Consider the following 16,804-nt stretch of genomic DNA (forward strand, 5'->3'; position numbering starts at 1 on the left):
GCCCACCCGGGCGGCCCTTCGCCGTCTCCACGGGCGTCCCTTCGCCGTCGCCGCGGGCCGGTCCGGCCGTCCGCGACGGCGGTGGTTTCGCGTTTTCCGCAGGCGCCTGAGCTGGCCGGGAAGCGGCCCGCCCGGGATCCGTGTCGCACCCGGTCGGCCGCTCGTTACGGAGGTGGTCGAGAGGCGATCAGTACGGCGAGAGGGCGCGGGCTTTGAAGACGGTGGGGGGCGGCGCGGCACGCGGTGGGGTGGCGCCATGACCGTGCTGGACAGCGCGATCGACCCGCGCAATCCCGCGTACCTGGAGCGCCGTGGCGCCATGCTGCAGCGCCTGACCGAGCTGGAGACCGCGCTGGAGGAGGCGCGCGCCGGGGGCGGCGAGAAGGCCGTGACCCGGCACCACGCGCGCGGCAAGCTGCTACCCCGCGAACGCGTCGAGATGCTGCTCGACCAGGACAGCCCGTTCCTGGAGCTGTCGCCGGTGGCGGCGTGGGGCTCCGAGTTCGGCGTCGGCGCGAGCGTGGTCACCGGCATCGGCGTGGTCGAGGGCGTCGAGTGCGTGATCGTGGCCAACGACCCGACCGTCGAGGGCGGGGCGGTCAACCCGTACACGGTAGAGAAGATCCGGCGGGCCGCCCGGATCGCCTCGGTCAACCGCCTGCCCCTGATCAACCTGGTCGAGTCGACCGGCGCGGCCGCGCCGACCGGGCCGCCGCCGGGCGGGGCCATCGCCCGCGACCTGAGCCAGCTCACCGTGGACCGGGTGCCCACGGTCTGCGTGGTGTTCGGCGCGACCAACGGCGACGCCGCCTACCTCCCGGCCCTCTCCGACTACACGATCATGGTGCGCGGGCACGCGAAGGTGCTCACCATCCACCCCCAGCCCGCCCGCGCGGCCGGGCCGAACGGCCGCCCCGCCCCCGAGGTACGCAGCACCCCCACCGTGCCCGCCGGCGTCACCGGCCCCGCCGACCAGCTCGCCGAGGACGAGCGGGACGGGCTGCGGCTGGCCCGCCAGTGCGTACGCCGCTTCAACTGGCGCAAGCGCGGCCCGGGCCCGCGCACCCTGCCCCCGCTGCCACCCCGGCACGACCCCGAGGACCTGCTGACCATGGCGGCGGCCGACCCGGCGACCGCGTTCGAACCGCGCGAGGTGCTGGCCCGCATCCTCGACGACAGCGACTTCGACGAGTTCAAGCCGACCCAGGGCACCGCGCTGGTGACCGGCTGGGGTGAGCTGCACGGCTACCCGGTCGGGGTGCTGGCCAACCTGGGGCAGGCGTTCTCCCCCGCCGAGACCCAGAAGGCGGTCCACTTCATCCAGCTGGCCAACGCGACCGCCACCTCGCTGCTGTTCCTGCAGTACACCGGCGCCGCCCCGGCGGCCGAACCGAACGAGGCGGCCGACGTCCGGCACGGCGCCCCGCTGGTGCATGCCGTGGCCAAGTCCACGGTCCCGCACCTCACGCTCATGATCGGCGGGACTCCCGCCGCGGAGGCGGGCGGCATCTACGGCCGGGCGTACGAGCCCCGGTTCCTGTTCAGCTGGCCGGTCGAACGGGCCGGCGAGGCGTCCGGGCCCGCCCCGTACCCGGTCGGGAAGCTCCCGGACGACGGCGTCATCGACCCCCGCGACACCCGTACGGTGCTCGGCCTCTGCCTCTCGGCCGTGCACAGCGCGGCCGTCGAGGGTGCCGAGCACGTGGGTGTCTTCCGACCCTGAAAGGCGAAGCAGTGATCCGACGTCTTCTGGTGGCCAGCCCGGGTGAGATCGCCCGCCGGGTCTTCGCCACCTGCCGCCTGGTCGGAATCGAGACGGTGGCGGTCTACACCGACGCCGACTCCGACGCCCCCTACGTGTCCGAGGCGGACTACGCGGTCCACCTGCCGGGCAGTACGCCGTCGTCGACGTACCAGCGCGGCGACGTGCTGATCGCCGCCGCCCAGCGGTCCGGCGCGAACGCCCTGTACCCGGGCAACGGCACCCTCGCCGAGGATCCGGAGTTCGCGGCGGCCGTGACCGAGGCGGGCATGATCTGGGTCGGTGCGCCCCCGAAGACCCTCGCGGTGCTGCACAACAAGATCGAGACGAAGCAGATCGTGTCCGAGGCCGGGGTGCCGGTCCTGCCGACCGAGACGGATCCGGCGGCGGTCACCCAGTTTCCCGTACTGATCAAGCCGACCGCGGCCGACGGCGGCCGCGGGATGCGGGTGCTGCGCGACCCGGTGACGCTGGCCGAGGCGGTCGCGGCGGCCCGGCAGGAGGCAGGCGGCGAGGTCTTCTGCGAACCGTACGTGGAGGACGCCCGGCACATCGAGATCCCGGTCTTCGCGGACGTGCACGGGGCCGTGGTGCCGTTCGGCGAGCGGGAGTGTTCCGTGCAGCGCCGCTACCAGAACATCGTCGAGGAGACCCCGTCCCCGGCGGTCGACCCGGCGCTGCGCGAGGAGCTGTGCCGGGCCGCGATCATCGCGGTCCGGGCCATCGGGTACGTGGGCGCCGGCAGCGTCGAGTTCCTGCTCGATTCGGACGGCGGGTTCTGGTTCCTGGAGCTGACCCCCAGCCTGCAGGTGCAGCACGCGGTCACCGAGTGTGTCTCCGGCTACGACCTGGTCCGCCTGCAACTGCTGGTCTCCGAGGGCGGCAGCCTGCCGATGCCCGGCCCGCCCCCGATCCGCGGGCATGCCATCGAGGTACGCATCTGCGCGGAGGACCCGGCGTACGCGTGGCTGCCCGCGACCGGCACCCTGCACCGTTTCGCCGTGCCGGACGTGGCGGGCTCGTTCCGCCCACTGTCGCAGCCCGGTCTGCGCCTGGACTCCGGGGTGGCGGACGGCTCGGTGGTCGGGGTGCACCGCGACTCGATGCTGGCCAAGCTGGTCGCCTGGGCACCGACCCGGCAGGAGGCGGCCCGGATGCTGGCGTCCGCGCTGACCCGTTCCCAGCTGCACGGCGTGGTCTCCAACCGGGACCTGCTGGTCCGCGTGCTGCGTCACCAGTCGTTCCGGGCCGGGGACACCGACACCGGCTTCCTGGACCGGCACCCCGAGGTCTTCGCCCCGCTGCTGTCCAGCGTGGACGCCGTACGTGTCTCCTGCCTGGCCGCGACGCTGGCCGGGGCCGCCGCCCGGCGCGCGACCGCGCCGGTGCTGGCGTCGCTGCCCTCGGGCTGGCGCAACGTCCCGTCCGGCTCGCAGACCGCCGTGTACGACGGCCCCGCCGGACCGGTCGAGGTCGGCTACCGGATGAACCGCCAGGGTGAGCTGGCCGGCTGGTGGGTGCGCGCCGTGGACCCCGAGGAGCTGGACCTGGCGGGGCTGGGTCAGGCCCCGACGATCGACGACCACCCGCCGACCGCGGTGGTGCACGCCGACGGCACCCGGGTGATCCTCGACGTCAGCGGCATCCGCCTCACCTTCGGCGTGCACCGCGTCGGCGACGTGTCGTACGTGGACAGCCCCGAGGGTTCGGTCACGCTGCGCGAGTTGTCCCGGTTCCCGCTGCCGGCGCTGGACACCGCGGAGGGTTCGCTGATCGCCCCGCTGCCGGGCGCGGTGCGCCGCGTCCTGGTGGTCCCGGGCCAGCGGGTACGCGCCGGTGAGCTGCTGCTCACGCTGGAGGCGATGAAGCTGGAGCACCCGGTGCACGCCCCGTCGGCCGGGGTGGTCGCGTCGCTGCCGGTGCAGCCCGGCGCGGAGGTCGACACCGGCGAGCTGCTGGCCGTCCTCGACCCGGAGTAGGCGAGCTCAAGCAGACCTTGTGGAGTTCTGGTCCGCTGCTAACCGAAACTCCGCAAGGTCTGGCCGATCTCGATCGAAGCGGGCGGAAGGGCGGCGGGCATCCGGCCCGCGACCGCGCGCACCGGGGGCCGCGACGGCAGCGCCAGCCCCGTAGCCGGCCCCATCAGCAGCAGAAACAGGCCGAAGCCGCCAAACAACCACTTGCGCCTCGCCCGCTTGGATCCGCTGGTCTTCTCGGTCGGGGTCTCATCGGGCAGGTCGCGGGTCGGTGAGGCTGGCGGGATCGGCCGGGGCTGCGCCGACGGCTCCGGCCGCGGCGGCACGAATCCGCCCGAGAAGTACAGATTGGACGCCCCGGGCGTGGCGTACGGCGGGTGCGGCGTGCCCGGTCCGAGGTGCAGCCCGACCAGCATGTCGCGCAACTGCTCGGCGTTGGGGCGGGCGCGGGGGTCGCTGGCCATGCCGTAGCGCAGCACGTCGGTGAGCTCCCGGGGCACCCCGGGCAGGTCCGGGATGGGCTGGTCGAACATGTCCATGAGGGTGATCAGGCTGGGGCTGCGGTCGGTCTCCCAGCGCGGCGGCCGCCCGCGCATCATCGCGTACAGGCTGGCGCACAGCGAGTACACGTCGACCGCCCCCGACGGGGTGTCCTGGCGGAACATCTCGGGCGGCGCGTACGCGGGGGTGAGCACCTCCAGGGTGACCGACGAGTCGCGCATCTCGCCGAGCACGGCCAGCCCGAAGTCGGCCAGCACGGCCGGGTTGAAGTGCGAGTACAGGATGTTGGCGGGCTTGACGTCGCGGTGCAGCACGCCATTGGCGTGCGAGTGCACCAGCGCGTCGGCGATCTTCACCCCGACGTCGCGGGTCTCGGCCGGGCCGAGCGGCGAGACCCGCATCCGGTCCAGGTACGAGCCGTCACACATCTCCATGATCAGGTACGGGTGCTGGTCGACGGTCACCCCGACGTCGAACAGGTCCACCACGTGCGGGTGCGACGACATCCGCCCCGCCGCCCGCGCCTCGCGCAGGAAGCGTGCCTGATCACGGGCGTTGTCCAGGGTGCGGTTCTCCATCTTGATGGCGACGTCGCGCCCCACGGAGTCCTGGGTGGCCCGGTAAACGGTCGCGTACCCGCCGCGCGCCATGACCGACAAGCCGGACATGCCCGGCACGTACGGCGTAGGCAGGCTGCCAGGCGCGGTCTCCGTCACGGAATAGAAAATACGCCAGCCGGTCCCGGGATCATCCAGGCACGTCAGACGCGAACGCGACAGATTCCGGCGGGTCCACGACGGACAGTGCGATCGTGTCCCGCAACGCCTCGGCCTTGGCCCGCTCGCTGACCTGTTCCGTGGAGTACGCCAGCCGGACCGCCTCCTCGGACGCCAGCTTCGCCTCCTCGATCCGGTCGGCCGCCGCCAGCACCCGGGCCGCCACCATCGCGGCCACCACCTTGCTGCGCACATCCTCCGCCGGGACCTCGATGGCGCGCTCGACCCAGGTCAGCGCCTCCGTCACCCGCCCCTGCGCCAGCAGCGCCGACGCGTACGAGGAAAGGGCCTGCCGCCGCGAGAACAACAGCGACGGCTTGCTCATGTCGCTGGCGATCGGCGCCAGCAGCCCCACCGCGGTGGCCGCGTCCCCACTGCGCAGCCGCGCCTCGGCCAGCAGCACCCGCGGCCCCACCTGCGCGGGCGCCAGCGGGTTGTGCGGCTCCACCGCGGCCATCACCCGGTGCGCGTCCGCCTCGGCGCTGGCCACGTCCCCGCGCTGCAGGGACACGAAACCGCGCAACGTCAGCGCCATGCCCAGCAGCAGCGGGTGCCCGGTCCGGTGGGCGTACCCGAGGGCGTCGGTGAGCAGGTCCACGGCGTGCTCCGGCTCGCCCAGGCTCCGGGCGATCGCGCCGCGCACCACCAGCGCCAGCCCGCGCCCCCAGTCGTCCGACATCCCCTCGAAGTCCCGGTACGCCCGGCGCGCCTCCCGGTCCGCCTCGGCCAGCTCGCCCAGCTCGACCGACGCGTACGCCTCGACCGCCCGCAGCGTGCCCACGGCCCAGCCCTCGCCCACCCGGTCCCCGAACGGCAGGAAGACCCGGGCCAGCCGCCGCGACTCGTGCAGCCGCCCCGCCAGCAGCCGGGCGAACGCCGTGGTGCCGCGCAGCCACGCCCGCCCGGTCGCGTCGCCCAGCTCGGCGAACAGCCGCGCCGCGCGCCCCAGCACCGCGTCCGTACCGGCGAAGTCGCCCCGGGTCGTGGTCACCCAGGCCAGGTTCTGCAACGCCCACGCCTGCCCGTGCCGGTCCCCTGCCGCCAGCGTCACCTGGTACGCGGCCGCGAACCGGCTGCTGGCCTGGCTGAGCCGCCCGGCCAGGAAGTCCGCCATGCCCAGGCGGCGCATCGCGTTCGCCCGTTCGGGGGCCAGGTGCGCCTCGGTCGCCACGTCGAGCGCCTCCTGCCAGGAGGCCACCGCCCGCGGCATGTCACCCAGCGCCTCGTGCGCGCGCCCGACCACCAATAACGCCTCGGCCCGCGACGCCGGGTCGTCGTCCGCGCCGGTGGCGATCTTCTCGCCGAACACCAGCGCCTCCTCGGCGCGCCCCAGCCGCAGCAGCGCCCGGGCGTGCACGAGCTGGTCGGCCAGCGGCAGACCGTCCGGCGCCAACGCGACGGCCCGCTCCGCGTACTCGATGGCGGCGGCCGGTTCGATGCTGGCCAGCGCCCGCCGGGCCAGCCGCCCCAGCGCCGCCACGCCGAGCGCGGCCACCTGGCGCACGGCCGCGTCCGGGCGCAGCCGCACCTCGTCGGCCAGCCCCATCGCGCATTCGGCGTGCGTGGCGACGAACGCGTCGCGTTCCTGCTCGGTCAGGCTCAACCGGCCCGCCGCGTCGTACCCCAGCTCGGTGACCGTCTCCGGCGCCGCCCACCGGGCCAGGTACGCGTGCCGCTCCGCGAGATCCGCCTTGCTGATCCCGTTGTACGCGGCCTCGCGCATCAGCGGCGTGGTGAACGCGAAGCCGCCGCGCACCCGGTGCAGCATGCGGCGCTGCAGCAGCTCGTCCACCGCCCGGTCCAGCTCGACCGTGGTGACCGCACCCGGCCGGGTGTCCCCGGCGGTACGCCGCTCCCGCAGCGCCTCGATCACCCCGGTCGGCACCCGGTCGCCGACCACCGCCGCGTCCCGCAGCACCGAGCGCGGCTCCGCGGGCAGCGCGTCGATGCGGGCCGCCAGCACGGCCGCGAGGTCACGGGAGAGCAGCTTGCTGTCCAGCGACCCGGCCGCGAGCTCCCACCGGCCGGACGGATCGCCGCCCACGGCCGGGATCAGCGCCCCCCGCTCCAGCAGCAGGGTGACCAGCTCGGCCAGGTAGAACGGGTTGCCCTGGGCGGTGGCCAGCAGCCGGTCGACGTCCGGCTGCGACAACCGCCCCCCGGCCAGGTACGCGACGAGCAGCCGGGCGGCGTCCGCCCCGCGCAGCGGCGGCAGCGTGTGCACCTCGGCGTCGGCCAGCCGGGTCAGCGCCCCGGCCGTACGCACCAGCTCGGGGCGGCCGAGCAGCAGCACCACCACGGGGCCGTCCAACCGGGACAGGGTGCTGCCGAGCGCGTCGACGGTCTCGCCCGTGGCGTCGTGCAGGTCGTCCACGATCACCACCAGCGGGGTCTCCTGGGCCAGCGCGGTGAGCAGGTCGGCGACCGCCCGCGGCATCGCCTCGGAGTCGGGCGGCCCGCCGGTGGGCTGCCACTGTGCGACCCCCGCCGGGCCGACCGGGGCGGCCGGGGGTTCGCCGTACCCGAGCAGGGCCAGCAGCCGGTCGAGGTCGATGTCGGGGATCTCGCCGTCGCGGCCGAGCCGGTGCACGAGCTTGCGCAGCCGCTCCTCGACCACCGGCCGGTTCATCGTGGCGGCGACGTCGCGGGGCAGGCCGACCGACTTGCGGACCAGGTCGGCCAGCGGCGCGAACCGGCGGCGTTCCCCGAACGCGCGGCAGCGCACCCGCAGTACCCGGGCCCCGGTGTGCCCCGCGAACCGTCCGGCCCCCACGTCGTAGCCGGTGGCCAGCCGTTTCACCTCGGACGCGAAGCGGGTCTTGCCGATCCCGGCCTCCGCGGTCATCACCAGCACCCGCGGGGTGCCCGAGTCGATGGCCTCGCCGAGGCGCCCGGCGACCCGGCCCAGCTCGGTCTCGCGCCCCACGAACGGCGCCTCGTCGCCCAGCCCGGAGCGGGTGCCCGGCGCGTCGTGCAGCCCCAGCAGCTCGTACGTCGGCACCGGCTCCCGCTTGCCCTTGAGCCGCAGCGGCCGCAGCTGGCGCCACGACGCCACGTGCCGGGTGCCGAGCGTGGTGCGGCTGCCCGCGTACACGGCACCGACGGCGGCGGCGTCGGCCAGCCGCGCCGCCGTGTTGACCGTGTCGCCGATGACCGTGTACTCCAGCGCGGCCTGGATGCCCGCGACCACCTCGCCGGTGTTCAGCCCGACCCGCAGTCCGAGCGGCGCGCCGCCGCCCCGCTCGTCGTCGAGCACCCGGCGCACGGCCCGCTGCATGCTCAGCGCCGCGCGGACCGCCCGTTCGGCGTCGTCCTCGTGGGCGACCGGCGCCCCGAACACCGCCATGATCCCGTCGCCGGTGAGCTTGTCGACGTGCCCGCCGAACGTCTTCACCGCGCCCGCCAGCGCGGCCAGCACCCGGTCGGTGACCGCGCCGACCCGTTCCGGGTCGAGGTCCTCCGACCAGGAGGTGAAGTCGGAGAGGTCGCCGAAGAGCACGGTGACGATGCGCCGCTCGGCGGCGGGCAGGGTGGCCGCGGCGGGCAGCGCGGCACCGCAGTTGTGGCAGAAGCGGCCGCCCGGCACGGGGACGGTTCCACAGACCGGACAGGTCACAGCGGGTCCAACTGTTCCGGCAGCGGCGGTGATTCCCGTCTCAGGTAGTCGAGTTGGGCGCGGGCGGACGCCTCGGCCGCGAACCGGATGGCCGGGTCGATCTCGGGATAGACCACGTCGACGATGTCGCCCGCGGTCTCCGCCCCGGCCGCCATCGCCGCCTCGACCTGGGCGAGCCGGTCGCGGCGGTGCGCCAGATAGGCCCGCGCGGCTGCGGCGCAGTCGGCCAGCGCCGGGCCGTGCCCCGGCAGAAGCGTGCTCTGGTACGCGGTGAGCATCGTCAGGCTGTCCAGGTACGAGCCCAGGTCCCCATCGGGGTACGCGACGACCGTGGTGCCCCGCCCGAGGATGGTGTCCCCGGAGAAGACCGCGTCACCCGTACGGAAGCAGACCGAGTCCCGGGTGTGCCCCGCCGTGGGCAGCACCTCGATCTCCAGGCCCGCCAGCACCAGCACCCCGGCGGTCAACGGCGGCGCGCCCACGCAGTGCGCCGGGTCGGCCGCCCGGACCGGCACCCCGCCGAGCAGCTCGGAGAGCCGGGCGGCACCCTCGACATGGTCGTGGTGGCCGTGCGTGATGAGGATGGCGCTGACCGGCCCCTGGGCGGCGATCGCGGCGAGATGCCCGGGGTCGTCCGGCCCCGGATCCACCACCACGGCGCCGGACGCGCCGGGCGGCCGCAGCACCCAGGTGTTCGTCCCGTCGAGGGTCATCGGTCCCGGGTTGGGGGCGCGGAGCAGCGTCACCCCGTCCGGCAACCGGTCGACCGGCGTGACACCCCGCATGCAGGGCATCGTACGTCGCCGGCGCCGACCGGGCCGACCCCCGAACCGGGGCCGCCAGGCCCGCCGGTGGCAGCGGTCCACCGGCGGGTTCCCGCACCGTGGGTGCCGCCGCTCGGCGCGGCGGCACGGCCACCTACGGCGGGTTCAGGCGATCTCGGCGATCACATCGACCTCGACCGGCGCGCCCAGCGGCAGTTCCGCCACGCCGACAGCGCTGCGGGCGTGCCGCCCGATCTCGCCGAGCACCGTGCCGAACAGCTCGGACGCCCCGTTGATCACCGTCGGCTGGCCGGTGAACCCGGGCGCGGACGCCACGAACCCGTTCACCTTGACGATCTTCACGAGCCGGCCCAGGCCGACCAGGGATTCGATCGCGGCCAGTGCGTTCAGCGCGCAGATCCGGGCCAGCTCGGCACCCTGCTCCGGGGTGACCTCGGCGCCCACCTTGCCCACCGCCTGCAGCTTGCCCTCGACGATCGGCAGCTGGCCGGAGACGTACACGTGGTTGCCCGACTGCACCGCCGGCACGTACGCGGCCAGCGGCGGGACCACCTCGGGCAGGGTCAGCCCCAGCTCCTTCAGCCGGGCGTACGCGTCCACGGCTCCGTCCCCGCTCACCGGCGTGGTCACGATTTCACCCGCTTCATGTACGCGATCAGCTGTTCCGGATTCGGCCCCGGGACGACCTGCACCAGCTCCCAGCCGTCCTCGCCCCAGTTGTCGAGGATCTGCTTGGTCGCGTGGACCAGCAGCGGCACGGTCACGTACTCCCACTTCTGCATTGCCTGCCAGCTCCCTCATCGTCGGCCGCGACGCGGCCACGGCGTCAGCTTAGGGCTCGCCGCCCGGGCATTTTGGTTAGGCTGAGCGACAGCTCACATCCAGCACGGCAGGGGACACCATGACGCAGGAGCCCCGGGACAACTCCCCCGCTGAGGGCGCCCATCCGGGTCATCCTCAGCCCGAGCCGGTGCCGCTGCCCGACCCGGAGCCGCCGCAGCCCATCCCGCTGCCCGAGCCGCTCCCGCCGCCGGAGCCCCCGCACGCGGCGGACGACAGCACCGCTGTGCCGCCCCCGTGGCCGCCGGTCCCGGCCGCGCCGGTCCCTGCCACGCCGGGGCCGACGGGGGGTCCCCGGGCGTCGATCGCGGCGGCCGAGGCGTTCCCCGGTGAGGCGGACACCCCTGGCCCGGCGCCCGCTCATCCGGCCGAGGGCGCGGACTTCATCGACGCCCTGCCGCCGCGCTCGCAGCGGGAGTGGCCACCGCCCGGCGCGTACCCCGGGGAGCCGGGCCATCCCGGCTCCCCCACCGAACTCATCCCGGGCGCCGCGGCGGCGGGCGACGACGAGCCGACCAGCATCCTGCCCCCGCAGCCCGACGCGGACGTCACCGAGCAGTTCCAGCCGGTCGCCCACCAGCAGACGGCCGCCTGGCAGCAGCCGGCCGGGCCGGCCGCGGGGTTCCCGTCCGGGCTGGCGGAGCAGCCGACGGAGCCGGTCGGCGCCGGTGCATCCCCGCCCGGGCCGCCGCCCGCGCGGCGCACCGGGGTCTGGGTGTCGGCGGCACTGGCGGCGACGCTGCTCTTCTGCGGCGGCGGCGCCGTCTCGGCGTACCTGCTGCTGCGCAACGCCGACCGGGGCAAGGGCGCACCGGACCCGGCGACCGCGGTCGACCGCTTCCTGACCGCGGTCTACACGGAGCAGGACGCCACGGCGGCCGACGGCCTGATCTGCCGGGAGGCGCGCAACGCCAAGCGGCTGGCCGCGCGGGTCGAGCAGATCAAGGGCTATTCGGCCGAGTACGCCTCCCCGACCTTCAGCTGGAGCGAACCGGCGATCGGCACCCACAACGAGGACCTGGCGACCGTGTCGGTGCAGTTGACCATGGCGACGGCGGACGAGAAGACGGCCCAGCAGGGTCTCACGTTCACCGTGGTGCACAAGACCGGCTGGCTGGTCTGCGACGTCCGCGGGTGATCCGCCCCTGACGGCCTGACCTACTGTGAAGTAGTGGGTGGGATCGAGCGGACCGGCCGCTGGCCGGCGCGGCTGCATGTGGTGACGGGTAAGGGCGGCGCGGGCAAGACGAGCGTGGCGGCCGCGCTGGCGCTCGCGCTGGCCTCGGGCGGGCGGCGCACGCTGCTGGTCGAGGTGGAGGGCCGGCAGGGCATCGCCCAGATGTTCGGCACGGACCCGCTGCCGTACGAGGAGCGGCGCATCGCGACGGTGCCCGGCGGCGGGGAGGTGCGGGCGCTGGCGGTGGACGCCGAGGAGGCGCTGCTGGAGTACCTCGACATGTTCTACCGGCTGGGCGCCGCGGGCCGGGCCCTGCGCAAGGTGGGTGCGATCGACTTCGCCACCACGATCGCCCCGGGCCTGCGCGACGTGCTGCTCACCGGGAAGGTGAAGGAGGCCACCACGCGTTCGGTGGACGGGCGCCGGGCGTACGACGCGGTGGTGCTGGACGCGCCGCCGACGGGCCGGATCGGCCGGTTCCTCAACGTGACCGCCGAGACCGCCCGGCTGGCCAAGATGGGGCCGATCAAGAACCAGAGCGAGGGGGTGGCGTCGCTGCTGCGCTCGGCGATGACCTCCGTGCACGTGGTCACCCTGCTGGAGGAGATGCCGGTGCAGGAGAGCCTCGACGCGATCGCCGAGCTGGCCACCCTGCACATCCCGGTGGGCCGGATCATCGTCAACGGCGCCCGGCCCCCGCTGCTGACCAGCGGCAAGGTGACCAAGGCCGAGTTGCGGCGCGGCCTCGCGGCGGCCGGTCTGCCCGCCGACCCGGCGACCGTGAACGGCCTGCACGCCGAGGCGCGGGCGCACCTGACCCGCCGGGAGCTGGAGGAGTCCCTGCGCGCCGACCTGGTCGAGGCGGGCCGCCCCATGGTGGAGCTGCCGCTGCTGGAGCAGGGTGTGGACCGGGCGGGTCTGGACGAGCTGGCCGAGCACCTGCTGGCCGTCTGACCGGCCGTTCGGTGTTCGACCCGCCACAGCCCGCAGCGCCGCGCGGGGCACCGCAGGCGGCGACTCAGTACGCTCGAAGGGTGGCCGCCGCTGATCTGACCGCCTCCCGCCTGGACCGGCCCGGCTTGGACGTGCCCCGGCTGGACGTGGACGGCCTGCTGGCCGACCCGGCCATCCGGATCGTGGTGTGCTGCGGCTCCGGTGGGGTCGGCAAGACCACGACGGCGGCCGCGCTCGGGCTGCGGGCCGCCGAGCGGCACGGCCGCCGGACGGTCGTGCTGACCATCGACCCGGCCCGGCGGCTGGCGCAGTCCATGGGGCTGACCGAGCTGGACAACACGCCGCGGCAGGTCAAGGGCATCGACACGGACGCCTCCGGCGGCGAGCTGCACGCCATGATGCTCGACATGAAGCGCACGTTCGACGAGGTCGTGCAGGCGCACACCACCCCGCAGCGTGCCGCGGAGATCTTCGCTAACCCGTTCTACCAGGCCATGAGCTCGACGTTCTCCGGCACGCAGGAGTACATGGCGATGGAGAAGCTGGGCCAGTTGCGGGCCCGCGACGAGTGGGACCTGATCGTGGTGGACACCCCGCCGTCGCGCTCGGCGCTGGACTTCCTGGATGCCCCGGCCCGGCTGTCCCGGTTCCTCGACGGGCGGATGCTGCGCCTGCTGCTGGTTCCGGCGCGCTCCGGCCGCAGCGTGTTCTCGCTGATGACGGCGTCGTTCGGGCTGTTCACCCGGGCGGTGCAGAAGGTGCTCGGCGCCCAGTTGCTGACGGACCTGTCGGGGTTCGTGGCGGCACTGGATTCGATGTTCGGCGGTTTCCGGCACCGGGCGGATGAGACGTACCGGATCCTGCAGGACCCGCAGACGGCGTTCCTGCTGGTGGCGGCGCCGGAGCGGGATGCGGTCCGGGAGGCCGCGTACTTCGCCGAGCGGCTGGTCGCGGAGCGGATGCCGCTGGCGGGCCTGGTGCTCAACCGCACCCACGAGGCCGAGCTGAGCTCGGTGTCGGCGGAGGCGGCGGAGGCCGCCGCGGCGGCGCTGGACGCCGCCGGCGGCCAGCAGGTCACCGCGGACGCGCTGCGGGTGCACGCGCGGTTGCTGCGTCAGATCGAGCGCGAGGTACGGGTCGCGGCCGAGTTCACGGGCGCGTTTCCGGAGGTGCCGGCCGTCCCGGTGCCGGCGCAGCCCGCCGACGTGCACGACGTCGACGGACTGCGGACGATCGGTGCCGCCCTCACCGCGTGATGGGTCCGGACGCGGACCGGCGGAGTCAGCGTGCCGAGACGAGCACCCGGTCGGCGCTCTTCTCCCTCAGCGCGGCTTCGAACATCTTGCGCCAGCTCGCCACGTAGGGGTGGCGGCGCAGCAGCGCGCGGCGCTCCCGCTCGGTCATGCCTCCCCAGACGCCGAATTCGATCCGGTTGTCCAGCGCGTCGGCGAGGCATTCGTAGCGGACCGGGCAGCTGCGGCAAATCCTCTTGGCCACGTTCTGCTCGGCGCCCTGCACGAACAGCGCGTCAGGGTCGCCACTCTGACACGCCGCCATGCTGGGCCAGTCGCTGATCATCCCCATGTGTACACGTCCCCCCTTGCCTCTACCCCCTGACGTCCGGCGGGCTCACGTCCCCCCAGGCCGCGCCGACGTCGTGCGACAGTTCGCCGGACCATCATGCTCCGTAGTCGGACGATTACGCAATGTTGTCCCTCAAAAACGTATAGCTCGGGAGTTCCGGGCATGTCGGGCATCGCCCCTCGGTGCAGTCCCGTTGCAAAGCCGGAAAGGTGCTGCGCGCTCACCTTCGGGGACGGCACAATCACCCTGGGCGAACCATCGTTTCTGGGCAGGCGGCCACGGGCGCATGTCGCGTACCCTGCTGGCGTGACCTCCTGGATGCGCCGACGTGACCACAACATCTTTGCCAACGCGAGCTCGCTGCTGATCTGCGGCCTACTCGCGGGTGTCGTTGTCGCCGCGGCCGCCTTCCCGGCGGTCGCCATGACCGGCTTGGCCGCCAAGGCCGGCGGCGAGACCTTCTCGCAGCTGCCCAGCGAGCTCAAGCAGGCCACCGCGCCCCAGGTCAGCCGGATCTTTGCCTCCGACAACAAGACCCTCGTCGCGATCATGTATGACGAGTTCCGCAGCGACGTGCCGCTGCGCGACATCTCGCCCAACATGCAGCACGCGATCATCGCCGCGGAGGACCACGAGTTCTACCACCACAACGGCGTCGACATGAAGGGCGTCGCCCGCGCCTTCGTGAACAACAACAACGGCAAGGCGAAGCAGGGCGCCTCGACCCTGACGATGCAGTACGTGCGCATGTCCCTGGCGTACTCGGCGACCAACCCCAAGGAGGTCATCGACGCCACCCAGGACACCCCGCGCCGCAAGATCAACGAAATGAAGTACGCGCTCCAGATCGAGAAGGAACTCACCAAGGACCAGATCCTGGAGCGCTACCTCAACGTCGCCCCCTTCGGCAACGGCGCGTACGGCGTCTTCGCCGCGAGCCAGGTCTACTTCAACAAGAAGCCCAAGGACCTGACGGTGGCCGAGGCGGCGCTGCTGGCCAGCATGGTGAAGGCGCCGACCGCGTTCAACCCGACCACGCCCGGCGGCTACCCGCAGGCGCTGAACCGGCGCAACTACGTGATCAACGACATGGTCGAGCTGAACCACATCACGCAGGCGCAGGCCGACGAGGCGAAGAAGGTCGTGATCAGCCGCACGGTGCAGCGGGCCAGCAGCGGCTGCAACGCCGTGGCGAAGAACAACTGGGGCTTCATCTGCGACTACTTCTACCGCTGGTGGCTCAGCCAGGAGACCTTCGGCGCCACCCCGTACGACCGGGAGCGGCGGCTCAAGAGCGGCGGCTACCGCATCCAGCTGTCGATGGACGTCAAGGCGCAGAAGGCCGCGCGCGCCCGGATCCTCGACCACATCTCCGACAAGAACAAGAACGCCCTGCTGCTGGCCGCGGTCGAGCCCGGCACCGGCAAGGTCCGCGCGCTCGCCACGAACCGCAAGTTCAAGCTGGACGACCCGAAGAACCCGCAGAACCCGGTCTCGTCCGACCCGGCGAAGGCTCGCAAGGGCATCCGGGGCAGCTACCCGAACACCACGAACCCGCTGCTCAGCGGCGGTGGCGACATCGTCGGCTACCAGTCCGGCTCGGTGTCCAAGATGTTCGCCATGGTCGCCGCGCTGGAGAAGGGCTACCCGCTCGGCTACACCATCAAGGCCGAGAAACGCTACAAGTCGGGTTACATCATCCAGCGCGGCAGCCCCGCCGCCTGCCCCGGCACCCACTTCTACTGCCCGTCGAACGCGGGCGGCGGCGAGGCGGGCGTCTACAACATGTGGACGGCCTTCGGTAAGTCGGTCAACACGTACTTCGTGCCCCTGGCGGAACGCGTCGGCGCCGAGAACGTCGTCGACGTCGCCAAGCGCTTCGGCATCAAGTTCCGGGCCAAGGAGGACGCCGAGTACGCCAACGACAAAGACGCCGCCCATCAGTGGGGCGCGTTCGTCCTCGGCGTCTCCGCCTCCACCCCGCTGGACATGGCCAACGCGTACGCCACCCTCGCGGGCGACGGCATGTACTGCGAGCCGACCCCGGTGGAGCAGATCGCCACCCAGGATGGCGAGAAGATCGACGTCGGCAAGCCGCACTGCACCCGCGCCACCAGCCCCGACGTGGCCCGGGCCGCGCTCGACGCGACCCGCTGCCCGGTCGGCGACTCGGCCCAGCTCGGCCGCTGCAGCGGAGCGACGGCACGGGCCGCCCGCGGCGCGGTCGGGCACCCGGTGTTCGGCAAGACCGGCACCACCGACCACGACAAGACCGCCTCACTCGTCGTCGGCACCACCTCGATCGTGGTCGCGGGCTACCTGGTCAATCCGGACTGGCCCGACCACCGGGACCGGATGTCGCACGGCATCGTCAACCCGGCCGTCTGGGAGACCGTCGCCGACTTCATGGACGGCAAGCCGAAGGAGCAGTTCAAGAAACCCGGCAACGAGAAGATGGCGTACGGCGACCAGCGCTCCATCCCCGACGTGACATGTGACGCGCTCAGCGACGCCCGTAACCGCCTCGACGACGCCGGCTTCAGCGTCACGATCGGCACCGACGTGGACTCCAAGTGCCCGCTCGGCACGGCCGCCGGCACCAACCCGCCCAACCGCACGATCAAGGGCGGCGCGGTGGAGATCCTGGTCAGCAACGGCAAGTCCGACCAGCCGCCGATCGCGGGCACCCCGCCGGGCCAGACCCCGCCGATCATCCAGTTCCCGGGGACCAGGAAACCGAGACGCTAGTCCCACGACAACGGCGACGGCCGTGGCCCCGAACAGGGCCCCGGCCGCTTTCCGTCTCCGGCGCCAGCGACTCCGCGCCGTACCG

General features: G+C 73.4%; 12 protein-coding genes. 6 read left to right on the top strand and 6 right to left on the bottom strand.

Annotated features, from left to right (window positions below):
• Positions 1–256: 256 nt before the first annotated feature.
• Positions 257–1,723, top strand: coding sequence for a carboxyl transferase domain-containing protein (locus tag EV385_RS12015; protein ID WP_130509548.1), 1,467 nt, complete (start codon positions 257–259; stop codon positions 1,721–1,723).
• 11 nt (positions 1,724–1,734) lie between these two features.
• Complete coding sequence (locus tag EV385_RS12020; RefSeq protein ID WP_130509549.1) at positions 1,735–3,741, top strand: ATP-binding protein; 2,007 nt, start codon at positions 1,735–1,737, stop codon at positions 3,739–3,741.
• Positions 3,742–3,779: 38 nt separating this feature from the next.
• On the opposite strand, the gene EV385_RS12025 is transcribed toward EV385_RS12020, so the two are convergent.
• The 5 genes from EV385_RS12025 to sp36 form a co-directional block, all read right to left on the bottom strand.
• Complete coding sequence (locus EV385_RS12025) at positions 3,780–4,955, bottom strand: serine/threonine-protein kinase (RefSeq protein WP_130509550.1); 1,176 nt, start codon at positions 4,953–4,955, stop codon at positions 3,780–3,782.
• Between the two features lie 31 nt (positions 4,956–4,986).
• Entirely contained in the window at positions 4,987–8,631 is a 3,645-nt protein-coding gene (locus tag EV385_RS12030; protein WP_130509551.1) for an adenylate/guanylate cyclase domain-containing protein, read from the bottom strand.
• Entirely contained in the window at positions 8,628–9,416 is a 789-nt protein-coding gene (locus EV385_RS12035; RefSeq protein WP_130509552.1) for an MBL fold metallo-hydrolase, read from the bottom strand. Before EV385_RS12035 ends, EV385_RS12030 begins: the two co-directional genes overlap by 4 nt.
• Before the next feature lie 144 nt (positions 9,417–9,560).
• Entirely contained in the window at positions 9,561–10,046 is a 486-nt protein-coding gene (locus tag EV385_RS12040; RefSeq protein ID WP_207229809.1) for a RidA family protein, read from the bottom strand.
• Entirely contained in the window at positions 10,043–10,198 is a 156-nt protein-coding gene (sp36, locus tag EV385_RS12045) for a Sp36 family protein (protein ID WP_130509553.1), read from the bottom strand. The genes EV385_RS12040 and sp36 overlap by 4 nt, the downstream gene beginning before the upstream one ends.
• 119 nt (positions 10,199–10,317) lie before the next feature.
• On the opposite strand from sp36, the gene EV385_RS12050 reads away from it, so the two are divergent.
• The 3 genes from EV385_RS12050 (at position 10,318) to bagB (ending at position 13,643) form a co-directional block, all read left to right on the top strand.
• Positions 10,318–11,394 (top strand): Rv0361 family membrane protein, encoded by a 1,077-nt coding sequence (locus EV385_RS12050; RefSeq protein WP_130509554.1) that lies wholly within the window; start codon positions 10,318–10,320, stop codon positions 11,392–11,394.
• A 33-nt stretch (positions 11,395–11,427) separates the two neighbouring features.
• Positions 11,428–12,387: an ATPase BagA gene (bagA, locus tag EV385_RS12055; protein ID WP_130509555.1), complete on the top strand. Its 960-nt coding sequence runs from the start codon at positions 11,428–11,430 to the stop codon at positions 12,385–12,387.
• 80 nt (positions 12,388–12,467) lie between these two features.
• Positions 12,468–13,643 (top strand): ArsA family ATPase, encoded by a 1,176-nt coding sequence (gene bagB, locus EV385_RS12060; RefSeq protein WP_242624840.1) that lies wholly within the window; start codon positions 12,468–12,470, stop codon positions 13,641–13,643.
• 25 nt (positions 13,644–13,668) lie between these two features.
• Here the strand turns inward: bagB and EV385_RS12065 are convergent, their stop codons facing one another.
• Positions 13,669–13,971 (bottom strand): WhiB family transcriptional regulator, encoded by a 303-nt coding sequence (locus tag EV385_RS12065; RefSeq protein ID WP_130509556.1) that lies wholly within the window; start codon positions 13,969–13,971, stop codon positions 13,669–13,671.
• Between the two features lie 318 nt (positions 13,972–14,289).
• On the opposite strand from EV385_RS12065, the gene EV385_RS12070 reads away from it, so the two are divergent.
• A complete protein-coding gene (locus tag EV385_RS12070; protein WP_130513259.1) occupies positions 14,290–16,719 on the top strand; it encodes a transglycosylase domain-containing protein in 2,430 nt (809 codons plus the stop codon).
• Positions 16,720–16,804 lie beyond the last annotated feature (85 nt).

Origin of the sequence: Krasilnikovia cinnamomea (assembly GCF_004217545.1) — a bacterium.
Taxonomy (GTDB): domain Bacteria; phylum Actinomycetota; class Actinomycetes; order Mycobacteriales; family Micromonosporaceae; genus Actinoplanes; species Actinoplanes cinnamomeus.